Annotated in this window: 18 protein-coding genes; 7 read left to right on the top strand and 11 right to left on the bottom strand. The window is 70.7% G+C overall.

Going from position 1 to position 20689, the window contains the following annotated elements; translation table 11 throughout:
* Positions 1-79 precede the first annotated feature (79 nt).
* Positions 80-934, top strand: a complete 855-nt coding sequence (locus tag CHC09_RS41955; protein WP_089298844.1) for a tetratricopeptide repeat protein — start codon at positions 80-82, stop codon at positions 932-934.
* Between the two features lie 69 nt (positions 935-1003).
* Here CHC09_RS41955 and CHC09_RS41950 read toward each other — a convergent pair whose 3' ends face one another.
* Positions 1004-1414 carry a MarR family winged helix-turn-helix transcriptional regulator gene (locus tag CHC09_RS41950; protein WP_373872019.1) on the bottom strand — a complete coding sequence of 137 codons (411 nt, stop codon included), beginning with the start codon at positions 1412-1414 and terminating at the stop codon, positions 1004-1006.
* Positions 1415-1614: 200 nt separating this feature from the next.
* Between CHC09_RS41950 and CHC09_RS41945 the strand changes: the two genes are divergently transcribed.
* Positions 1615-3336, top strand: a complete 1722-nt coding sequence (locus tag CHC09_RS41945; protein WP_089298843.1) for an ABC transporter ATP-binding protein — start codon at positions 1615-1617, stop codon at positions 3334-3336.
* On the opposite strand, the gene CHC09_RS41940 is transcribed toward CHC09_RS41945, so the two are convergent.
* The 3 genes from CHC09_RS41940 to CHC09_RS41930 form a co-directional block, all read right to left on the bottom strand.
* On the bottom strand, positions 3331-3915 hold the full coding sequence (locus CHC09_RS41940; RefSeq protein ID WP_089298842.1) for a hypothetical protein: 585 nt from the start codon (positions 3913-3915) through the stop codon (positions 3331-3333). The two genes, CHC09_RS41945 and CHC09_RS41940, sit on opposite strands and share 6 nt — an antisense overlap.
* Positions 3916-3924: 9 nt before the next feature.
* The gene (locus tag CHC09_RS41935) at positions 3925-4647 is read right to left on the bottom strand and encodes a class I SAM-dependent methyltransferase (RefSeq protein WP_239138869.1); all 723 of its coding nucleotides are present in this window, start codon (positions 4645-4647) and stop codon (positions 3925-3927) included.
* Positions 4648-4806: 159 nt separating this feature from the next.
* Positions 4807-5916 (bottom strand): citrate synthase 2, encoded by a 1110-nt coding sequence (locus CHC09_RS41930; RefSeq protein ID WP_089298840.1) that lies wholly within the window; start codon positions 5914-5916, stop codon positions 4807-4809.
* A 67-nt stretch (positions 5917-5983) separates the two neighbouring features.
* Between CHC09_RS41930 and CHC09_RS41925 the strand changes: the two genes are divergently transcribed.
* A complete protein-coding gene (locus CHC09_RS41925) occupies positions 5984-7357 on the top strand; it encodes a citrate synthase (RefSeq protein WP_089298839.1) in 1374 nt (457 codons plus the stop codon).
* Positions 7358-7692: 335 nt separating this feature from the next.
* Here the strand turns inward: CHC09_RS41925 and CHC09_RS41920 are convergent, their stop codons facing one another.
* From CHC09_RS41920 to CHC09_RS41890, 7 genes are all read right to left on the bottom strand, one after another.
* Positions 7693-8337 (bottom strand): nitroreductase family protein, encoded by a 645-nt coding sequence (locus CHC09_RS41920; protein WP_089298838.1) that lies wholly within the window; start codon positions 8335-8337, stop codon positions 7693-7695.
* Positions 8338-8717: 380 nt separating this feature from the next.
* A complete protein-coding gene (locus CHC09_RS41915; protein WP_089298837.1) occupies positions 8718-9041 on the bottom strand; it encodes a hypothetical protein in 324 nt (107 codons plus the stop codon).
* A 561-nt stretch (positions 9042-9602) separates the two neighbouring features.
* Entirely contained in the window at positions 9603-10442 is an 840-nt protein-coding gene (locus CHC09_RS41910; protein WP_089298836.1) for an alpha/beta fold hydrolase, read from the bottom strand.
* On the bottom strand, positions 10439-11305 hold the full coding sequence (locus CHC09_RS41905; RefSeq protein ID WP_089298835.1) for an SDR family NAD(P)-dependent oxidoreductase: 867 nt from the start codon (positions 11303-11305) through the stop codon (positions 10439-10441). The genes CHC09_RS41910 and CHC09_RS41905 overlap by 4 nt, the downstream gene beginning before the upstream one ends.
* Positions 11302-12762 (bottom strand): flavin-containing monooxygenase, encoded by a 1461-nt coding sequence (locus CHC09_RS41900; RefSeq protein WP_089298877.1) that lies wholly within the window; start codon positions 12760-12762, stop codon positions 11302-11304. The genes CHC09_RS41905 and CHC09_RS41900 overlap by 4 nt, the downstream gene beginning before the upstream one ends.
* Entirely contained in the window at positions 12759-13058 is a 300-nt protein-coding gene (locus CHC09_RS41895; RefSeq protein WP_089298834.1) for a DUF4873 domain-containing protein, read from the bottom strand. Before CHC09_RS41895 ends, CHC09_RS41900 begins: the two co-directional genes overlap by 4 nt.
* Positions 13055-13738: a TetR/AcrR family transcriptional regulator gene (locus tag CHC09_RS41890; protein ID WP_089298833.1), complete on the bottom strand. Its 684-nt coding sequence runs from the start codon at positions 13736-13738 to the stop codon at positions 13055-13057. The genes CHC09_RS41895 and CHC09_RS41890 overlap by 4 nt, the downstream gene beginning before the upstream one ends.
* Positions 13739-13841: 103 nt before the next feature.
* Between CHC09_RS41890 and CHC09_RS41885 the strand changes: the two genes are divergently transcribed.
* From CHC09_RS41885 to CHC09_RS41870, 4 genes are all read left to right on the top strand, one after another.
* Positions 13842-14747 (top strand): AurF N-oxygenase family protein, encoded by a 906-nt coding sequence (locus CHC09_RS41885; protein ID WP_089298876.1) that lies wholly within the window; start codon positions 13842-13844, stop codon positions 14745-14747.
* A gap of 66 nt (positions 14748-14813) precedes the next feature.
* Entirely contained in the window at positions 14814-15332 is a 519-nt protein-coding gene (locus CHC09_RS41880) for a hypothetical protein (RefSeq protein ID WP_089298832.1), read from the top strand.
* A gap of 317 nt (positions 15333-15649) precedes the next feature.
* On the top strand, positions 15650-19066 hold the full coding sequence (locus CHC09_RS41875; protein WP_143232888.1) for a S8 family serine peptidase: 3417 nt from the start codon (positions 15650-15652) through the stop codon (positions 19064-19066).
* Between the two features lie 324 nt (positions 19067-19390).
* The gene (locus CHC09_RS41870; RefSeq protein ID WP_089298830.1) at positions 19391-20491 is read left to right on the top strand and encodes a uroporphyrinogen-III synthase; all 1101 of its coding nucleotides are present in this window, start codon (positions 19391-19393) and stop codon (positions 20489-20491) included.
* Positions 20492-20689: the final 198 nt, after the last annotated feature.

The following is a 20689-nucleotide window of genomic DNA, read 5'->3' as shown; positions in this document are numbered from 1 at the left end:
TGCGCACACGGGGTAACGCAACTGGGTCGCAACGTGCGAACCGCCAAGAACGGCGCGATGGTCGCCGATCAGCAGCGACGTGCGAACCGAGCCTTTGCTGTCCCAAGCCGACGACCTGCTCGCCCGTGGGCGTGCGGAGAACGCCGCCCACCTGCTCGCACCGATCGTCGGCCGGCAGCCCGAGAACGTCGAGGCCTGGCACCGGATGGCCCGGGCCCACCTGGCCCTCGGCGACGCGGAGGCCGGTCTGCGCGCCGCGAAGGCCGCCTGGCACTTCGACCCGCAGGGCCCGGAGACGCTCTACTGGCTCAGCCGGGCCGCCACCGAGCTGGGCCGGCACCGGGAGGCGATCGACGCCGCCGTGGCCGCCTGCCAGGAGGACCCGGGTAACCCCCGGCTGCACAACCGGCTCGCCGAGGCGCAACTCGCGGCCGGTCGGGTCGGGGAGGCCCTCGACGGTCTGAAGATCGCCGTCGAGCTGGGCGAGCACTACGCGGACCTGCACGTCACGTACGGCCGGGCGCTCTTCGCGGCGGGCCGGCCGCTCAGCGCCCGCGAGTCGGTCAGCCGGGCGCTCTGCCTCGACCCGGGGCACGGCGGCGCACACCGGACGCTGGCTCTGTTCGAGATCGCGATGGAGTCCGTGGTGGACGCGCCGTCGCTCGCCCAGGCCGCCGACGACTTCGCCAAGTCGATGCGGGTCGGCCCGAACGGCCGGGTCGACGAGCGGGCGGTTCTCGCCCGGGACGCCCTCGGCTACGCCGCCCGGGTCACCCTGACCTGGTGCCTGATCGCCCTGCTGGTCCTCGGCGTCCTCAGCGCCACCTCGATCGTCTCGGTCCCGGCCGGGCTGCACCTGGCGCTGCTCTGCCTCGGCGCCCTCGCCGCCTTCGGTGCGGTCACCTTCCGCCGCTCAGCGGCCTACCGCCTCTGACCTGCCGGCAATTTCAACGGCCGGCGAGCTGGCGGCGGCTGCGGGCAAGGGCCGCTCGGTCCGGCAATTTCAACGGCCGGCGAGCTGGCGGAGGATGCGGGCAAGGGCCGCTCGGTCGGACTCGTCGAGGGTGGCGAAGAGGCGTTCGCCGGCGGCGGAGCGGGCGGCCCGGATCTCCGCGCCCGTGGTGCGCCCCTGTTCGGTGAGGGCGACCAGGGTGGCGCGCCGGTCGGCCGGGTCCGGGCGGCGCTCGGCGAGGCCGCGTCGCTCCAGGTCGTCGACGACCTCGGTGGCCGAGCGTGCGGCGATCCGCAGGCGCTCGGCGAGGGCGCTGAGCCGCATCTCGCCGTCGGTCATCAGCGCGCTGAGCGCGCGGAACTGCGACGGGGCGATGCCCCAGGGCTCCATCTCCCGCTTGGCGTGCTCGCGCATCCGGCGGCTGACCGCCCAGAACGCCTCGTGCAGCGACTCCGTCTCCACCGGGAACTCCGGCTCTTCCTTCACGGGAACAAGATAACAGCGATTACCGTTGCTCCCTCATGTTGAGGTAACCTCAGCTTATTGGAGGCCGGGAGGCTTCCCCCGTACGAGGAAAGGTTCTGCTCTTGGCTCAAGGTCAAGGACGGGGCGCGGGACGAACCGTGACCCCAGCGGAGCGGGCGCAGGCCCGATCCGTCTCGATGCGCCGCATCGGCGCGCTCTTCATCGGTCACCGCCGGTCTCTCGCACTGGTCGTGGCGATCATCGTGGTGGCGTCCGTGCTCGGCATGGCGTCGCCGTTCCTGCTCCGCGAGATCATCGACGTCGCCCTGCCGCAGGGCGACCTGCGCCTGCTGGTCCGGCTCGTGCTCGGCATGATCGTGGTCGCCGCGATCACGTCCGTGCTCGGCGTGGTGCAGACGTGGATCTCCACCACCGTCGGCCAGCGGGTCATGCACCGGCTGCGGGTCGACGTCTTCAGCCACCTGCAGCGGCAGTCGGTCGGCTTCTTCACCCGCACCCGCACCGGAGAGGTGCAGTCGCGGATCACCAACGACATCGGCGGCATGCAGTCCGTGGTCACCTCGACCGCGACCAGCATCGCCGCCAACCTGACCACCGTGGTCGCCACCATCGTCGCGATGATCGCGCTGACCTGGCAACTCACCCTGATCTCGCTGCTCGTGCTGCCACCGGCGATCTACCTGACCCGCCGGGTGGCCCGGATGCGCCAGAAGATCACCACGGAGCGCCAGCGCGAGCTGGCCGAGCTCAACGTGATCATCGAAGAGGGGCTGTCGATCAACGGCATCCAGCTCAGCAAGACGATGGGCGCCGGCGCCGCGCAGATCGCCCGCTTCGCCGGCTCGTCGAACCGGCTGATCGACCTGGAGCTGCGCTCCGAACTGGCCGGACGCTGGCGGATGGCCGCGATGAACGTCATCTTCGCGGTGATCCCGGCGACGATCTACCTGGCCGCGGGGCTGCCGTTCGCGGCCGGCGCGATGAGCATCGGGACCCTGGTGGCGTTCACCGCGCTGCAGGGCAACCTGTTCCGGCCGCTGATGAGCCTGCTCGACGTGAGCGTGACGATGACCAGTTCGCTGGCGCTGTTCGCGCGGATCTTCGAATACCTCGACCTGCCGGTCGAGATCGCCGACCCGGCCAGGCCGGTCCGTCTGCCCGAGGTCCGCGGCCACTTGCGGTTCGACAACGTCTCTTTCGCGTACGACGACAGGTCGTCCGCGCTCGCCGACGTGAACCTGGACGTGCCCGCCGGCGGCTCGCTCGCGCTGGTCGGCGAGACCGGCTCGGGCAAGAGCACGATCGCCGCCCTGATCGCCCGCCTCCACGACCCGACCGCGGGCCACGTGACGATCGACGGCGTCGACCTGCGCGACCTGGCCCTGACCGACCTGTCGACCATCGTGGGCGTGGTCAGCCAGGAGACCTACCTGCTGCACACCACGATCAGGGAGAACCTGCGGTACGCCAAGCCGGACGCCACCGACGACGAACTGGTCGCCGCGGCGCGGGCCGCCCAGATCCACGACCTGATCGCCGACCTGCCCGACGGCTACGACACCATGGTCGGCTCGCGCGGCCACCGTTTCTCCGGCGGGGAGAAGCAGCGGATCGCGATCGCCCGCACCCTGCTGCGCGACCCGCGCATCCTGGTCCTCGACGAGGCCACGAGCGCCCTCGACAACGAGACCGAGCGCGCCGTCCAGCAGGCCTTCGACGAGCTGTCCCGGGGCCGCACCACGGTCACCATCGCCCACCGCCTCTCCACGGTCCGCGACGCCGACCAGATCGTGGTGATCGACCACGGCCGCATCCTGGAGTCCGGTGATCACGAGACCCTGCTCGAAGCCGGCGGCCGCTACGCCACCCTCGCGCTGGCGGGCCGATCGGTCTCATGACCGGCGGGTTCGCAGGCGGTCGATCGTGTGCGCGCCGAACAGCGAGTCCCACGGCTCCTCGGCGTACTCCTCGAGCTCCACGTCGGTGAAGACGACCTCCGGATCCCGCGCGTGGACGGCCGCCCACAGCGCCCGCACCGGGTCCTCGGGCAGGACCAGGCCCAGCTCGGCGACGACGGCGGCCTGCTCCTCGGCCAGATCCGGGTACTCCTCCCGGACGCCGGCGGCGAAACGGTCGTGAGCGCGGCGCATCTCGTGGAGGTCGCCGCCACCGGAGAAGCCGAGCAGGTCGTGCCAGTTCGGCGCGGCGACCAGGAGCGCCAAGGCGGTCTCCAGGTCGGGGCCGATGACGCCGGCGCTGCCTTCCGAATCCGCGTACCAGATCTGACCTCCGGGTTTCGTCCGGAAGAACCGGCCGCCGGCGCCGCAGTGAGCGATTAGCTCCAGATCGGCGCCGGACGACAGGCGTGCGGTCGGCCCGGCGGCCGAGTCCACGTCCAGCGCGTCGAAGTCGGCGAGGAAACGCAGGATGGTGGCGGACTCGGCCGAGGCGAGCAACCGTTCGAGCAGGTCGGACACGCGGTGACGTTAGTCGGCGCGGGCCACGACCGCCCAGACCCGGTGCGGGACGGTGAGTTCGGCCGACGGGATCAGGGCGGTCAGCTCGGCCGAGAAGCGCTCGACGGTGGGGGCCGGGAGGCTGGCCGCGACGCCCGCGCTGGCACGGATGCGGCCCACCCAGTCCTCGCGGCTGTAGGGGACGTCGACGTCGAACGAGAACGTCTCCACGTCCCGGAAACCGGCCACGCGCAGGTCGGTCAGCCAGCGCGGATACATCCCGGTGCCGCCGGCCAGCCGCCACGACGGGTTGTGGGCCAGGATCAGCCGTTCGGTCGTCTCGACCACGGTGCCGGGCAGCGGGAGCCAATCGAAGTGGGCGATCACGATCCGGCCGCCCGGGCGCAGCAGGCGGCGGACCTCGGCGGCGGCCTCGTCCGCGCGGAACCAGTGCCAGCACTGGCCCGCGCTGACCACGTCGAAGGCGGCGTCCGGCAGGCCGGTCCGTTCGGCGGTCCCCTGGAGGTAGGTGATGCCCGGGCTCGAGCGCCGGGCCTGTTCCAGCAGCTCCTCGGAGGGATCGAGGCCGGTCACGATCGCGCCGCGTGCGGCGAACAGGCGGGCCAGGCTTCCGGTTCCGGTGCCGAGATCCAGGACGGTTCGGCCGGTGACGTCGCCGAGACGGTCCATCAGGGCGGGTGGGAAGCCGGCCCGGTGCCGGGCGTAGTCCTGCGCCGTCCGTCCGAAGTCCACGGTGCTCAAGCCGCCACCTCCGCTGCGCTCCGGCGTCCGACTGATTTGCTCGCAAGATCGCTCGTGCTGCTACGGCTTCTGACCGTTCTGCCTGCAAGCTTGCTCATGCCGTGACCTCCGCTGCGCTCCGGCGCTTGACCGATTTGTTCGCAAGATCGCTCATGCGTTGCGCTCCACGGCCGTTGCCCAGCCCGGAAGGTCGGCGGCCTCCCGCGCGCCCGGCCCCACATAGTCCGCGGACGGCCGAATGATCTTGCCGAGGCGCTTCTGCTCCAGGATGTGGGCGCTCCACCCGGCCGTACGGGCGCAGGTGAACAGCGAGGCGAACAGCTCGGCCGGAACGCCCGCGAAGTCCAGGACCACCGCGGCCCAGAATTCGACGTTCGTCTCCAGGACCCGGTCCGGCTTGCGTTCCCGCAGCTCGGCCAGGGCCGCCAGCTCCAGCTCGCGGGCCACCTCGAAGCGCGGCGCACCCAACTCGAACGCCGCGTCGCGCAGGATCCGGGCGCGCGGGTCCTCGGCCCGGTAGACCGCGTGACCGAAACCCATCAGCCGCTGGCCGCCGTCGAGAACACGGCGCACGTACGCCCGCGCGTCGCCGGACCGCTCCACCGCCTCGATCATGCCGAGCACCCGGGCCGGCGCGCCGCCGTGCAGCGGGCCGGAGAGCGCCGAGATCGCCGCCGACATGCAGGCCGGGACGTCGGCGCCGGTGCTGGCGACTACCCGGGCGGTGAACGTGGACGCGTTCATGCCGTGCTCGGCGGCGCAGACCCAGTACCGGTCGAGGGCCGTGACGTGTCGCGGATCCGGTTCGCCCTGCCAGCGGATCATGAAGCGCTCGGTGGCGTTGCGGCCGGCGTCGACCAGACGCTGCGGCACGGCGGCCCGCCGCGGCCCGCGGGCGGCCTGGGCGACGAAGGAAAGGATCATCACCGAGGTGCGGGCGAGGTCGTCGCGCGCCTGGACGTCGTCGATGTCGATCAGCTGCCGCAGACCCCAGTGCGGTGCCAGCATCGACACGGCGGCCTGCGCGTCGACCCGGACGTCCCCGGAGTGCACCGGGATCGGGAACGGCTCGGCGGGTGGCAGCGCGCGGTCGAAGGCGCCGTCGGCGAGCAGGGCCCAGACGTCGGCGAAGGAGACGTGGCCGGCCAGGGAGCGGATGTCGACACCGCGGTAGCGGAGCGAGCCGCCGTCGCGGTCGGGTTCGGCGATCTCGGTGTCGAACGCGACGACACCGGCGAGTCCTGGATTGACAGTCAACATGTCTTCACGATTCGACTTGATCGACGGCCGGTCAATGTTGATTCAGTCAATATGAGAGGATGCGCACATGCGGCTCCTCACCACCGAGCAGGTCGCCGAGCGGCTCGGCGTCAAACCCGCGACGGTCTACGCGTACGTGAGCCGGGGCCTGCTGCCCAGCCGCCGGAACGCGGCCGGGAAGGGCAGCCTGTTCGACAAGGCCGACGTGGACGCCCTGATCGCCGGCCGGAAACGGGCCACCCCGAACATCCAGACCGGCATCACCCTGATCCGTGACGGCGGGCTGTTCTATCGCGGTCACGATGCCGTCGAGCTGGCCCGGACCCGGACGTACGAGGAGGTTGCCGGGCTGCTCTGGACCAGTGAGCCGCAGGCGTCGCCGTTCCGGGTCGACGCCGGACTGCGGGAGCTCGCCGAGCGGGTCGGTGCGCTGCTTCCGGCGTCAGCGCGGCTCGCCGACCGGCTACGGGTCACGGTCGCGACGATCGCCGCCGCGGATCCGTTGCGCTTCGACACCAGCCCGGTGGCGGTCGTGACGACCGGGCGCACGCTGATCGGCACGATGGTGGCGGCGCTTCCGGTGCGAGGGCAGCCCCCGGCATCTTCCGGGGGCGTCTCGAGGTCGTTCGGGAGCGCTTCAGTGCCTTCCGGCGCTGAGCCGGTCCCTTCCGAGGCCGACCTGGCGCCTTCCGGGGGCGAGGTGGCGCCTCCCGGGGTTGGGGCGGCGGCCTCTGGGGTTGGGGCGGCGGTTTTCGGGGCTGCGCCTGTGTCTTCCGGGGGCGAGGTGGCGCCTTCCGAGGCTGGGCCGGTGTCGCTCGCCGAGCTGCTGTGGCCGCGTCTTACCCAACGGCCGATGTCTGAAAAGGATCGGCGGATGCTGGAGGTTGCTCTGATTCTGCTGGCCGACCATGACATCGCCGCGTCGACGCTGGCCGCGCGGGTCGCAGCCTCGACCCGCGCGCATCCCTACGCGGTGATCAGCGCCGGGCTCGCCGCTCTTGACGGGCCGCTGCACGGGGCCGCGAGTGAACACGTTTACCCGCTGCTTGCCCGGGCGGTCGACGGTGCGGATCCGGTCGCGATCGTCTCCGAGCACCTCCGCTCCGGCGGCGGGATTCCTGGCTTCGGTCATCCGCTCTACCCGTCCGGCGATCCGCGGGCGACGGTCCTGCTCGACCTGCTCGGCGATCATCCGGTACGCGAGGCGGCGGCCGGGCTGGCGGACGCCGTACGTACCAGATCGGGAATTCTGCCCAATATCGACCTCGCGCTCGCGGCCCTCACCCTGGGGCACGACATGCCGGCGGATGCCGGCGAGGCGATCTTCGCCGTCGCCCGCACCGCGGGCTGGCTCGCGCACGCCCTCGAGGAGTACGCGAACCGTCCGGCCCGCTTCCGCCCGACCGGCCAGTACTCGGGTCTTCCGCCGGCGCCGCTTTGACCCGCCTGACCGGTCGGTGCTTCGGTCTTCTGTCGGTGTTGCTTTGACCGGCTTGCTTCCGCTCGACCGGCCAGTACTCGGGTCTTCCGCCGGCGCCGCTTTGACCCGCCTGACCGGTCGGTGCTTCGGTCTTCTGTCGGTGTTGCTTTGACCGGCTTGCTTCCGCTCGACCGGCCAGCGCTCCGGTCTTCCGCCGACGCCGCCTTGACCGGCCCACTTCGCCCGACCGGCCACGCTTTGATGCGATCTTGGCTAGTTGTAGTTGGTATTTGGGCGTGGGTCGCCAAGATCTATACGGATGGGGGGTGAACTGGCGGAGGTGTGGGGGCGAGGTGTTAGGCGGGGGACTGGTAGCGGTCGAAGAAGACGACCTCGTCCAGGGGGCGGCGCTTGGGCTGCGACCAGCGGCCCTTGGCCGGGTAGCCGAGCGGGATGAGCGCCATGGTCAGGGCGTCGTCCGGCAGGCCGAGGAGCTGCCGGACGTCCTGCTCGTGCCCGATGTGCAGGGTGGTCAAAGTCGAACCCAGGCCGTACGCCCGGGCCGCCAGCATCAGCTGCTGGACCGCCCCGTAGATCGATGACCCGAGGCGCGGGTTGGTGGATTTCGCGGCGCCGAGCATGACCGGGACGATCCAGACCGGAGCCTCCTCGAGGTGTGCGGCCAGGTGGTCGGCGGCGAGGAAGCTGCGCTTGCTCATCGGGCCGCCGTCCGGGGCGTTCAGGATCTCGTCGCGGCGGGAGCCGTAGTGGCGGTTCCAGCCCTCGCGGTACCAGTCGGCGATCGGCTTCTTGAGCTCCGGGTCGCGGACCACGATCCAGGCCCAGCCCTGGTAGTTGCCGCCGGACGGGCCGCGGACCGCGGCGTCCAGGATCGCGCGGATGATGTCGTCGGCGATCGGCTCGGTGGAGAGGTAGCGGCGGGCCGGGGTGGAGTGCAGGGCCTCCAGCAGGTTCAGGTCCTGCGGCTCGGGACTGATCATGAGAAGAGCCTAACGCTCGGGGACGGGAACCCAGCGAGTCGTCCGGGCGGTGTGGGCGTCGCCGCCGGGGCGGTCAGCGGGTTGTTTCAGGCGCTGCGGGCAGGGCGGTCAGCGGGTTGTCCGGGTGGCGGGATGTGGTGCTGCCGGGGCTGGTCAGCGGGTTCTTCGAGTCGCGAGGGCAGGGCGGTCAGCGGGTTGTCCGGGTGGCGGGATGTGGTGCTGCCGGGGCTGGTCAGCGGGTCCTTCGAGTCGCGAGGCCAGGGCGGTCAGCGGGTTGTCCAGGCGGTGAGGGCGGTGCCGTCGGGGCTAGTCAGCAGGTCGTCCGGGTGGTGAGGGAGGGGCTGGTCAGTGGGGTTCTTCGAGGGGTGAGGGTGAGGCCGTCAGCGGGTTGTCCAGGCGGCGAGGACGGTGCCGGCGGGGTCGGTCAGCAGGATTTGTGCGCCGCTGGTGACGGCGTGGGCGAACGGGACCTGCCAGCTCCGGGTCACGCCGGTGTGCAGTGTGAACGCGACGGGCGGGTTCGCGCGGCCGGTGAGCGGGGCGATGTCAGGCCCGGTGGCGGGGTGGAGGCGGAGCAGCGCCGGGCCGAACTCGTAGGTGCCGCCTAACACCTGGACGGTCACTTTGACCGCGTATCGATCGGTGGCGATCAGTGACTCGGTGATCGTGACCCGGGCGGACAGCTCGGCGGTGCGGAAGTCCACACCGGAGCCGATCGGGCGCGCGCCGCTGTCCGGAAGCGTCGGTGAGTTGCGACCGGGCCCCTTCGGAAGGCCGCCGGCGGCCAGGGGCGCGGTGGCGGCCAGGGAGGCGGCGGCCGGGAAAGTGGTGGTGGGGGAAGAACTGGCAGGGAAAGTGGTGGCGGGGGAGGAGGCGGCCGGGGAAGTGATGGCTGGGGAGGAGGTGGCCGGGAGAGCGGTGGCGAGGGAGAAGGCGGCCGGGAAAGAGGTGGCAGGGAAAGAGGTGGCTGGGGAAAAGATGGGTGGGGCGGCATCGGTGGCAGGCGCTTTCGGTGGTCCCGACCCGCAACCGGCCATGGATCCCCCGATCAGCGCGACGATCAGCAAAGCTGCTCTGCGCATACCCTCCATCAAAGCGCGACGATCCGGTTCCGCAACTCCAGATCCCCGGACCCTCGGCCGGAAGAACGTCACTGACCAGCGATTATCGTCGATCGATGTCGACATTCCGACTTTCTGGAACGTCCGTTCGAGGGATGTACGGAATCCGGGCGGCGCCCCCTCTCGCCACCCGGATCCCGACTCTCAGGCCGCGACCTCGGCGAGCATCGGCCGGACCAGTCCGGCGAACTCGTCAGGCCGCTCGATCTGCGGCATATGACCGGTCTCCCGGAACATGTGAGACCTGGCGTGCGGGAACGCGGCCCGGGCCGCGGCCAGGTGGGTGCTCGGCAGGATCCGGTCCCGGTCTCCCCACGTGATCATGGTCGGCTTGTTCAGGCCCGCCAGCGTGGCCAGCAGCGTTGACCGCCATCCCGGCGCCACCCCGCCGAATCCGCCCAGTTCCCTGGCGATCTCCAGGTAGACCGGCGCGAAATCCGGCTGGCGGGCGATCCGGACGGCCATCTCGACCCGTTCCGGCGTGACCAGCGCGCGGTCCCGGAAGAGGGTTCGCTCCACCCGCGGCGCGGTCCGCTTGTCGATGTTGCGGAGCATGGTGCGGCCGAGCCCGGGCACCGCGAGGATGCGCAGGGCCCAGGTCACCTCCTTGCCGAAGCCCGCGCTGTTGACCAGGGTCAGCGTCGCCACCCGGTCGGGCGCCGCGGCCAGCATGGTCATCGAGACCGCGCCGCCGAGCGAGTTGCCCATCAAATGCACCGGCCGGGTCTCGCCGAGCGCGTCCAGCGTCGCCCACACCCCGTCCGCGAGGACCGGGAGCGTGGTCGGTGTGGGCATCCGCTGGGACAGCCCGAAACCGGGCATGTCGATGCTGATCACCCGGTACCCGTCCTGGAACCGGGAGTGCTGCGGCTCCCAGTCCTCCAGGCTGCGGCCGATGCCGTGCAGCAGCACGACCGGCGGGGCGGCCGGATCGCCGGTCTCGTGGAAACGGATGCGCGAACCCCGTACGTCCAAGTGATTCACTGCCCCGCACCCACCTTCTGCCGCCCGGCGGCCCGGACCGAGGCGGCCGTCAGCGACCGGATGATGTTCGCGGAGCCGACCGGCATCAGCCGTTGCAGCAGGTCCGGGCCTTTCGCGTTGGCCGCGATGAGCAGGCGCGCCTTGCGTTTCGTGACGGCCTTGAGGATCTGCTCGGCGGCCCTGTCCGCGGGGAAGCTGAGCAGCGCGTCGAAGAGCTTGCGGTTCGGCTCGACCTCCGACTCCGGCACGCCGGAGCCGATCAGCGCACTCTCCGCGATCCGGGTACGGATGCCGCCCGGGTGGACCGTGGTGACCCCGACCCCGTTCTCGGCCAGTTCGCCGCGGAGCGACTCGCTCAGCCCGCGCAGCGCGAACTTGCTCGCGCAGTACGCGCTCTGCCCGGGCGGCGCGATCAGCCCGAACAGGCTGGACACGTTGACCAGGTGGCTGCCCGGGCTCGCGACCAGGGCCGGCAGCAGGGCGTGCGTCAGGAGCATCGGAGCGCGGAAGTTCACGTTCATGACCTGCTCGAACTGCTCCACACTGACCTGATCGAAGCGTCCACCCAGCGCGATCCCCGCGTTGTTGATCAGGAGCCCGATCGTGGATGGCAGTCGCGTCGCGACGTCCTCGACGGCCGCGCGGTCGGCGAGGTCGGCCACGATCGTCTGGACGGTGAGTCCGGGGTGGTCGGTGCGGATCCGGGCGGCGACCGGGTTCAGCCGGTACTCGTCGACGTCGACCAGGACCAGGTCGCTGCCGCGCTGCGCCAGGCCGTAGGCGAGCTGTTCGCCGATTCCGCTGGCCGCGCCGGTGAGAACGGCGGTGCGGCCGGCGAACCGGTAGGGATCGAGACGGGTCATCGGACCACCTCTGTGTCGGGGACGGGAGCGGTACGCCGGGCGAAGGTCATGTCCCGGGTGACGTCGGCACGTGGGGTGGAGACCACGTCCCGCAGGTAGTTCTGCCGTACCAGCCACGGGTCGCGGTCGCCCTGCCGTGGAAACGCGTCCAGGGCACGCTGGACGTATCCGGCGGAGAGGTCGAGCAGCGGGCGGCCGGCGCTGGACGGCTGGGTGGGGGTCGCGACGGCGAGACCGTTGCGCTCCAGGTGGTCGAGCAGCTTGAGCACGTAGCGGTGGGAGAGGTCGGCCCGCAGGGTCCAGGAGGCGTTCACATACCCGATGCAGTACGCGAGGTTCGGCACCCCGGAGAGCATCAGCCCGCGGTACGTCGCCTGCTGTCCGATCTCGATCGGTGTGCCGTCCAGACTGATCCGGATGCCGCCGACCGGCAGCAGCGACAGCCCGGTTGCCGACACCACGATGTCCGCCTCCAGCACCCGGCCGGACTCGAGCCGGATGCCCTCCGGGACGAACGCGTCGACGCGGTCGGTCACCACGGACGCCCGGCCGGAGGCGATGCTGTGGAACAGGTCGCCGTCCGGGATCACGCAGAGCCGCTGGTCCCACGGCTCGTAGCGCGGCTTGAAGTGCTCCTCGACGTAGCCCGGGTTCTTCAGGAACCGGTCGGCCGTGCCCTGCAGGAACCTGCGGACCTGCTTCGGCCGCTTCCGGGCGAGCTGGTAGAAAAGCTGGCTGAGCAGGATGTTCTTGGCGCGGGCGACCCGGTTCGCGGCGTTCGGCGGCAGGACCCGGCGGGCCAGGTCAGCGATCACGTCGCGGCTCGGGAGCGGGGCGATGTACGTCGGGGACCGCTGCAGCATCGTCACGTGCTCCGCCTCGGCCGCCATCGCCGGGACCAGGGTGACCGCGGTCGCCCCGCTGCCGATGACGACGACCCGCCGGCCGGTGTGGTCCAGGTCGGCCGGCCAGAACTGCGGGTGCACCAGCTTGCCGCGGAACTCGTCGAGGCCCGGGAAATCCGGCTGGTAGCCCTCGGTGTAGCTGTAGTAGCCGGCACAGGCGTACAGGAATCGGGCGGTGCAGACCTCGCCGTTCTCGGCCCGCAGCGTCCAGCGGGCCTCGGCCGACGACCAGTCCGCGCTGACCACCCGCGTCCCGAAACGGATGTGCCGGGTGATCCCGGCCTCGTCGGCGGTGTCCTGGATGTAGCGGCGGATCTTGTCGCCGGAGGCCATGGACTCCGGCTCCCGCCACGGCCGGAACGGGTAGCTGAGCGTGAACATGTCCGAATCGGATCGGACCCCGGGGTAGCGGAACAGGTCCCAGGTGCCGCCGATCGCGTCCCGTGCCTCGAGGATCGCGTAGGTGTCGCCGGGCCGCTGCTTCTGCAGCCGCCAGGCGGCCCCGATCCCGGACAGTCCAGCCCCGATGATCACCACGTCAAAGTCGCTCATGCGGACACCGCCGGGAACCACGGGGGAGTGCCGGCACCGGTGATCCGGACCCGGCCCCACAGATCGGGCTCGCTCAGCCGCACCCGGGTCTCCGGTGCCCCCGGCATCGTGACGGTCGCCTCGCGCAGCCCACGGCTGACGCGTTCGCGCAGGTCACCGACCGGGTCGATGCGCCCGGCCCAGCGGAACCGCCCCTCGATCGGCTCGAAGCGCGCGGACATCCGCACCTCGACCGCGACCGGGCCGTCGTCCAGCCGCAGCGTCGCCGGCCCCCGGTACTCTTCCTCGTCGGTCACTGCATCGACCATCCTTCCTGAAGAGCCGCCAGCCCGCCGGGCGTGTCGGCCGCTCGGCTGATGCCGGCGACACCGGCCCAGAGGAACGTCGTCAGGTACTCGCAGAGCGCCTCCCGGCTGATCGGCTGCTGCTGCCGCAGCCACCAGTCGCCGACCGACTGGACGTAGCCGACCACCCCGTAGGCCCAGGGCAGTGCGGCGCCGGAGTCCAGCCCGTGGGCGCGCAGCCGGTCGCCGAAGATCCGCGCCAGACCGCTGGCCACCGTGTCCACCACGTCGGCGACGACGTCCCGGTGCCGGGCGATGTCCGGCTGGTGCACCACGAACCGGTACAGATTCAGGTCGCCCTCTATGTGTGCCAGATAGACGTCGATAGCTGTCGCGATCGCGGCCCGCTCCTCGCGAACCTCCGCGACCGCCGGGATCATCGCGTCGAGGACCAGCATCCCGGCCTGCTGCCCGACCGCGAGCCAGAGCTCCGACTTGTCGGCGAAGTAGCGGTAGAGCACCGGCTTGCTGACGCCGGCGTGCGCCGCGATCGCCTCCATGCCGATCTCCGGCCCGTGCTGCCGGATCGCCTCGATCGCCGCGGCGGTGAGCTCCGCGCGTCGCTGCTCGCGGTGGCCGTCCCAGCGACCGCGGCGGCCATCGGTATTGACGGGGCGAGTGACCGAGTTCATAGTACTAGAAGTAACTGTTACCGCCGGTAACGTCAAGCTTTACCAAGTGCCAACTAGGGCTTTCGTAGGCATTTGTCTGATATCTGCGGTTTTGGAGGACGCCATGACGACAGTGACCCCATCCGACCGGGAGCGCACCGCCACCCGGCTGCTCCGCTCCTCCGCCGAGCACTCCTACGACCCGGAGATCGAGATCGACTGGGACGCCCCGTTCGTCGAGGGCAAGTACTTCGTCCCCATCCACCGCTCCAGCCTCTACGGCACCCCCCTCTGGGACCGGCTCACCGAGGAGCAGCGGATCGAGCTCACCAAACACGAGGTCGCCAGCATCGCCGGCCTCGGCGTCTGGTTCGAGACGATCCTGATGCAGATGCTCGTCCGCGGATACCTCAACCAGGACCCCACCACCGCGCACGCCCAGTACGCACTGACCGAGGTCGCCGACGAGTGCCGCCACTCGGTGATGTTCGGCAAGATGATCGCCTGGCTCGGCACCCCGGTCTACCGCCCGACCGGCATCGACCAGTTCCTCGGCCGGTGGATCGGGCACACCGCGACCGGCCCGCGGATGTTCGCCGCCATCCTGATCGCCGAGGAGATCCTGGACACGCTGCAGCGCGAGGCGATGGCCGACGAGAACGTGCAGCCTCTGGTCCGGACGGTCTCCCGCATCCACGTGGTCGAGGAAGCGCGGCACGTGCGCTTCGCCCGCGAGGAACTGGCCCGCCAGATCCGGCTCGCCGGTAGGTCCCGGCTCGCCTTCGACCGCCTGGTCATCGCCCGCGCGGCCTACCTGACCGGGACCCGGCTCATCGACCCGCGCGTCTACGAGTCGGTCGGCATCAGCCCGCAGGAGGGGATCCGGGCCGCCCGTGCCAACCCCCACCACCAGGAGACGATGCGCTGGGCCGGCGAACGGATCGTCGCCTTCCTCGCCGACCTGGACCTGATCGGCCGCGGCCGCGCCGCCAAATCCCTCTGGGAGGCGAGCGGCCTCCTGCAACGCTGACGACCGTCCCCGGCCGCGCTGATCATCGAGGCGCGCTGTGCGCCGCCGTCCCCTAAATTCAAGATCATGACGACGACGTACGGCCGGAGCGCGCTCGTTCACGCCTACCTGGCCGCGGCGCGCAATCGCTTCGGCGGCTACTACCCCGAGACGGTCGCCTACAACGACGCGCTGCAGGCCCACCACCAGGCGATGCTCGACGGACTCGAGCGGCTCTTCGACCTGCGGCTGAGTCGCCAGGGAATGTCCGACCTGACCGGCAGGGTGTTGTTCATGCTCTTCCAGTCGACTGCGAGCTCCCTGCACCGGCAGGCCACGCCGTTCAGCGACTTCCTGGAGGCCGGGCTGCTCGTCAGGAAACTGGAGCAGGCCGGTGACGCGGGCGCCCGGGTGATGGCGGCCGCCGAACGGATCGAAGCGCGAGTCCGGGAGAACCGAGAGGACCACCTGGAGATGCTCGACACGCTCCTCGGCATCATCCTCGGCGACCGCGCCGACCGGACATTCACCGCCGCCGACCTGCGCGCTCTCGGCGTCGACCCCGAGCCGCCGAGCACCGACGACTACGAGCTCTACGACGCCTGACCTCCCTGGTACCAGGTTCTCGTTCTCGGCTTCGCCCTGGGCGGCTCGGACGGCCGGGTCGACTCGTGCGGCCGATAGCGGGGGTGTTCCTCGACCGGCACCACTTTGTCGAGATCGATCGGCCACTGACCTATGGTCGCTACATCTCGGGTCAGGTCGATTTGCCCGACGAAGCGAGCTGAAGCTGAAAATCAGGCAGCCCATTCCGAGCATCGGCCCGCCGCCATATTCGTCACCGGATTTGCCGGGCGCATCGATCCCGCCGTTCGTTTCACCGCCGAGCAGCGAGTTTCCGCCGTTGCCCACGGTCTGCTGTGTTGAGGTTCGGGCGCCCTTCTCGGATCTACTTCGGACACCCGTTTGCGCGACCATGGAAAAGTTGCGGGCATCTATGGGTTCCGGATCTTTGGATCCGGTCGACGGGAGGGCCCTGTATGCGTCTGAGAAAGCTGCCCACTGCCCTGATCGCCGTGGGGATGGCTGCCGCACTCGCCGTGGTGGCACCCGATGCGGCGTCCGCGGCGCTTCGTTCCGGAGCACCTTCCGGCCAGCTGGCGAAGAAGTCCTCCAGTATCACTCTGATCACCGGTGACCGGCTGATCGTCTCAGCGGACGGCCAGGTCGGCATCGAACGCGCACCCGGACGGACGGGAACGCGGTTCGTCAGCCGCAAGGCCGGCGGGCACCATTACGTGATACCGGTGGATGCGCTGCCGCTGGTCAGGAGCGGTCGGCTCGACCAGCGGTTGTTCGACCTGACCGCCCTGCGCGAGTACGGCTACACCGGCGAGGCCGAGTTGCCGTTGCTCCTCGCGTACCCCCGGTCCGGAAACCGCAAGGGACCGGCGGCCGCCAAGGCGGCGACAGACGCGACGGCCCATGCCGCCCGCGATCTGAGCGGGGTGGGCATGCTCGCGGTGCGCGCGGAGCGCACCGAGCGAGCCGAGCTCTGGAAATCGCTGACCACGGGTACGGCGGAAGCGCGCGCTCTTCGCCCGGGCGTCGAGCGGATCCACCTGGACGGCAAGCGCAAACTCGACCTGGACGTCAGCGTGCCGCAGATCGGTGCGCCGGCTGCCTGGCAGACGGGTCTGGACGGTACCGGCGTGACGGTGGCGATCCTCGACTCCGGCATCGACGCCACCCACCCGGACTTCGCCGGGAAGATCGTGGCGAACGAGAACTTCACCGCCGACCCGAACACCGACGACGTCGTCGGCCACGGTACGCACGTCGCGTCGATCATCGCCGGAAGCGGCGCGAAATCCGGTGGCAAGTACAAGGGCGTGGCGCCCGGTGCGAAGCTGGCGATCGGCAAGGTGTGCGAGACCGAGTTCTGTGATGAGTCGGCGATCCTGGCCGGCATGCAGTGGGCGGCGAAGACCGCTCCCGTAATCAACATCAGCTTGGGCGGTGGTGACTCGCCGAGCATCGACCCGCTGGAGCAGGCCGTCAACGACCTCACCGCGGCACACGGGTCCCTCTTCGTGATCGCGGCCGGCAACTCCGGCGGCACCGCGACGGTCGGCTCGCCGGGCAGCGCCGACTCGGCGCTCACCGTCGGTGCGGTGGATGACAAGGACCAACTGGCCGACTTCTCCAGTCGCGGCCCTCGGGTCGGCGACGACGCGATCAAGCCGGACATCACCGCGCCGGGCGTGGACATCGTTGCCGCGGGGGCGACGAACGGCCAGATCGGCACTCCGGCCGCGGACGGCTATGTGAGCCTCTCCGGAACCTCGATGGCCACCCCGCACGTTGCCGGCGCGGCGGCGATCGTCACTCAGCGGCACCCCGGATGGTCCGCGAAGCAGCGCAAGACCCTGTTGATGGGCGCGGCGAAGCCGGCTGAGGGTGTGAACGTCTTCGGTCAGGGCGCGGGTCGTGTCGATGTGGCCCGCGTCGTGCGCCAGGAAGTGTCCGTGGACGAGGGCAGCCTCAGCTTCGGCCGCCAGATGTGGCCGCACGACGACGACGTACCGGTCACCAGAACCGCCACCTACCGCAACGGCGGCACCGGACCGATCACCCTGTCGTTGTCGCTGATCGGCGACTCCGGCACGTTCTCGCTCGCGGCGACCAGCGTCACCGTGCCGGCCGGCGGCACTGCCACGACCACGGTCACGGCGGACACCGGCGGAGACGGCACCGACGGCTTCAAGACCGGGCGGCTGGTCGCGACCGGCCCTGGCGACGTCCGGGTGGAGACCCCGATCGCGGTGAACCGTGAGGTGGAGAGCTACGACGTCACGCTGGCGCACCTGGGCCGGGACGGAAAGGCGGCCGAGCATTTCACGTCCCTGAGCCGACTGGGCATCCCCGATACCTACGACGTCTTCGGCTCCGAGACGACCGACAGGGTGCGGCTGCCCAAGGGGGAGTACGGCCTGTTCACCTGGATCTTCGGTGAGGCCGACACGACGATGCTGGTCCAGTCGAAGCTCGTGGTCGACGGCCCGACGACCGTGCGGTTGGACGCTGGCCATGGCAAGCCGGTGAAAATCACCGTGCCCCGCAAGGACGCGACGCCGGCCCTGGTCGCGGTCAACGCCGACTGGGTCGGCGACGACTCCGGGGTCAGCGCCGGTGCGCTGTCCGAAAGTGGTGACGACCTGTTCGTGGGGCAGGTCGGCCCGCGCGCCAGGCAGGCGGACTTCTTCGGATCGGTCAGCGCGGCCTTCGCGAAGTTCGATGAGGCCGGGCAGACATTCCAGGACACCCCCTTCATCTACGAGCTCGCCTACCTGAAGACGGGCACGTTCTACACCGGTTTCACCAAGAACGTCCGGGCCGGGGAGCTGGCCACCGTGAAGTCCAGATTCGCTCGGGATGCCGAGGGCGTCTCCGGCGTCAAGCTGAACTGGCCCGATCTGGGACACGGTATCGGCGGTTGGGTCGTGGGCATCCCGTTCCGGCTGCCGTCGGAGCGCACCGAGTGGCTGAGCGCCGAGGGCGGGACTACCTGGTCGGGCGAGTTCGACCAGCAGGTGCAACGTGACCCGGAGAGCTTCCCCGAACTGCTCAGCATCGCTTTCTCGCCCAACAAGCGGTACCAGGCGGGCACCACCTACCGGGAAGCCTGGAACCGTGCGGTGTTCGCCCCTTCCGTTGCCGATGACATCGATGCGGCGGTGCGCAACGAGAACGTGATCGTGGCCGGCGTCCCGCTGTTCGGCGACGGCCTCGGGCAGTGGGGCCAGGCACGCACCGAGACCGCGCGGACCGCGCTCTACGCCGGGGGCACGCTGATCGGCGAGGAACCGTCCAGCTACGCCGAGTTCGAGGTGCCGCCGGGGAACGCGAAGTACCGGCTGGAGCAGTCCGCCACCCGTGGCGCACCGTTCCGCCTGTCGACATCGGTCAGTTCCTCCTGGACGTTCCGTTCGGCATCGGCCGGCGAAACTCCGGTCCGACTGCCGTTGTCCACGGTGCGATTCAGCCCGCGCCTGGACGAGAGGAACACGGCACCGGCCGGCAAGGCGTTCGTCATCCCGGTCACCGTGGATCGGCTGGCCGATTCAGCGGCCAAGCCGAACCGCACGCTGACCGTCGAGTTCTCCACCGACGACGGGCGAACGTGGCAGTCGGCGAAGGTGTATGGAACGGGCGACCGGCGACTGGTGCAGGTGACCAATCCCGCCGGCACCGGGTATGTGTCGCTGCGCGCCAACGCCACTGACACCGCGGGCAATACCGCCGCGGTGACGGTACTGCGGGCGTATGCGGTCGGGTAAAGACTGAACAAGGCGGGGCGGTCGGCCGATGGTCGACCGCCCCGGTCCTTGCGGCGCGGTCTCGCGCGAGACCGGCACGGCAGGTCGGCGAGAGCCTGGCCAATCGCGCTGCTGCTGCGGGGTGTGACCGAAGTCGCCCGAGGAGTGGGATGGGCGCCCGGCAACGGCGGCAACAGGCCGTGACCAGGGGATGATCAATCACTCACAAGCCCGCTCAGCGGGGAAGTGAGTCGGCGTTATCACCCCGGAAACATTTACCTACCGTTCCCGAAACCAGGTCTTAGGACCCTAGCAGCGGATACGGCGGCACAGGATGGAGACCGGATGACCGAGGGCGCACTGGCCGGCTTCACCGTGGCGATCACCGCGGAGCGACGCCGCGATGAGATGACCGCGCTGCTGGAGCGGCGTGGCGCGCGGGTGGTGAGCGCGTCCGCGATCACCATCGTGCCGTTGATCGACGACGCGGCGCTGCGCTCGGCCACCGAGGCCTGCATCGGTCTGGAGCCGCATCTGGTGGTGGCGACCACCGGGTTCGGGTTCCGTGGCTGGCTGGAGGCGGCCGAGGGCTGGGGTCTGGGCGACACGCTGCGGGCCTCGCTGCGCGGGGCGAAGATCATCGCTCGGGGACCGAAGCCGTGCGGGGCGATCCGGGCGGCCGGGCTGACCGAGGACTGGGCGGCCAAGACCGAGGCCTCCGAGGAGGTGCTCGAACGGCTGCTGTCCGACGGTGTGTCGGGGCAGCGGATCGTGGTGCAGGAGCACGGCGAGCCGCAGACCGAGTTCGTCGACGCGTTGCGTTCGGCCGGTGCCGCGGTGGTCGAGGTTCCGGTGTACCGCTGGACGCTGCCGCCCGACATCACCCCGGTGCGCCGGCTCGCCGAGCAGGTCAGCGCCGGTCTGATCGACGCGGTGACGTTCACCAGCGCGCCCGCGGTCAAGGCGTTCCTGCACATCGCCGGCGACGCCGGGGTGGAGGTCGAGGGCGCGTTCCGCGGCGGCACGCTGGCCGCCTGTGTCGGGCCGGTGACCGCGGCACCCCTGCTCGAGCGGGACATCCCGGTGGTGATGCCGGAACGCTTCCGGCTCGGTGCGCTGATCAAGACGGTCACCGACGAGCTGCCCCGGCGGGCGGTCCGGCTCCAGGTGGCCGGTTCGACTTTGGAGGTACGCGGGCACGCCGTGCTGATCGACGGAGTGGCGCACGCGCTCGCGCCGGCCGCGATGGCGATCCTGTCGTCGCTGGCCCGCCGCCCGGGCGCGGTGGTCTCGAAGGACCAGCTCGCGGAGGCGCTGCCGCGGGGCAACGACGGGCATGCCGTCGACGTCGCGGTGGCCCGGCTGCGCGCCGCCCTCGGCTCCGGCAAGCACATCGAGACGGTCATCAAGCGCGGCTTCCGCCTCCGGGTCGACGACGCCGCCTGACCGGACGCGCCGCGGGACGCCTTCCCGCACCTCACGGTGGAGCCTGACGTAGGCGCCGGGCCACTGCCGCACCGGACGCGCCGCGGGACGCTCTCCCGCACCTCACGGCGGAGCCCGATGTAGGCGCCGGGCCGCCGTTCCTTCCCGGCGACGAGGCCGGGGCTCCTCCGACGTACCCGATGAGCTGCCGGGCCGTAC

It is taken from the genome of Actinoplanes regularis, assembly GCF_900188005.1.
Classification (GTDB): domain Bacteria; phylum Actinomycetota; class Actinomycetes; order Mycobacteriales; family Micromonosporaceae; genus Actinoplanes; species Actinoplanes regularis.
The sequence above is the reverse complement of the archived record's forward strand: the minus strand, read 5'-3'. Positions and strand labels throughout refer to the sequence as shown.

Coding starts and splice junctions, on each gene's coding strand:
- CHC09_RS41925 (WP_089298839.1), top strand. CDS start 5,984: ATGCGGCTCCTCACCACCGAGCAGGTCGCCGAGCGGCTCGGCGTCAAA.
- CHC09_RS41880 (WP_089298832.1), top strand. CDS start 14,814: ATGACGACGACGTACGGCCGGAGCGCGCTCGTTCACGCCTACCTGGCC.
- CHC09_RS41930 (WP_089298840.1), bottom strand. CDS start 5,916: ATGTTGACTGTCAATCCAGGACTCGCCGGTGTCGTCGCGTTCGACACC.
- CHC09_RS41890 (WP_089298833.1), bottom strand. CDS start 13,738: ATGAACTCGGTCACTCGCCCCGTCAATACCGATGGCCGCCGCGGTCGC.
- CHC09_RS41920 (WP_089298838.1), bottom strand. CDS start 8,337: ATGATCAGTCCCGAGCCGCAGGACCTGAACCTGCTGGAGGCCCTGCAC.
- CHC09_RS41945 (WP_089298843.1), top strand. CDS start 1,615: ATGCGCCGCATCGGCGCGCTCTTCATCGGTCACCGCCGGTCTCTCGCA.
- CHC09_RS41870 (WP_089298830.1), top strand. CDS start 19,391: ATGACCGAGGGCGCACTGGCCGGCTTCACCGTGGCGATCACCGCGGAG.
- CHC09_RS41905 (WP_089298835.1), bottom strand. CDS start 11,305: ATGACCCGTCTCGATCCCTACCGGTTCGCCGGCCGCACCGCCGTTCTC.
- CHC09_RS41885 (WP_089298876.1), top strand. CDS start 13,842: ATGACGACAGTGACCCCATCCGACCGGGAGCGCACCGCCACCCGGCTG.
- CHC09_RS41900 (WP_089298877.1), bottom strand. CDS start 12,762: ATGAGCGACTTTGACGTGGTGATCATCGGGGCTGGACTGTCCGGGATC.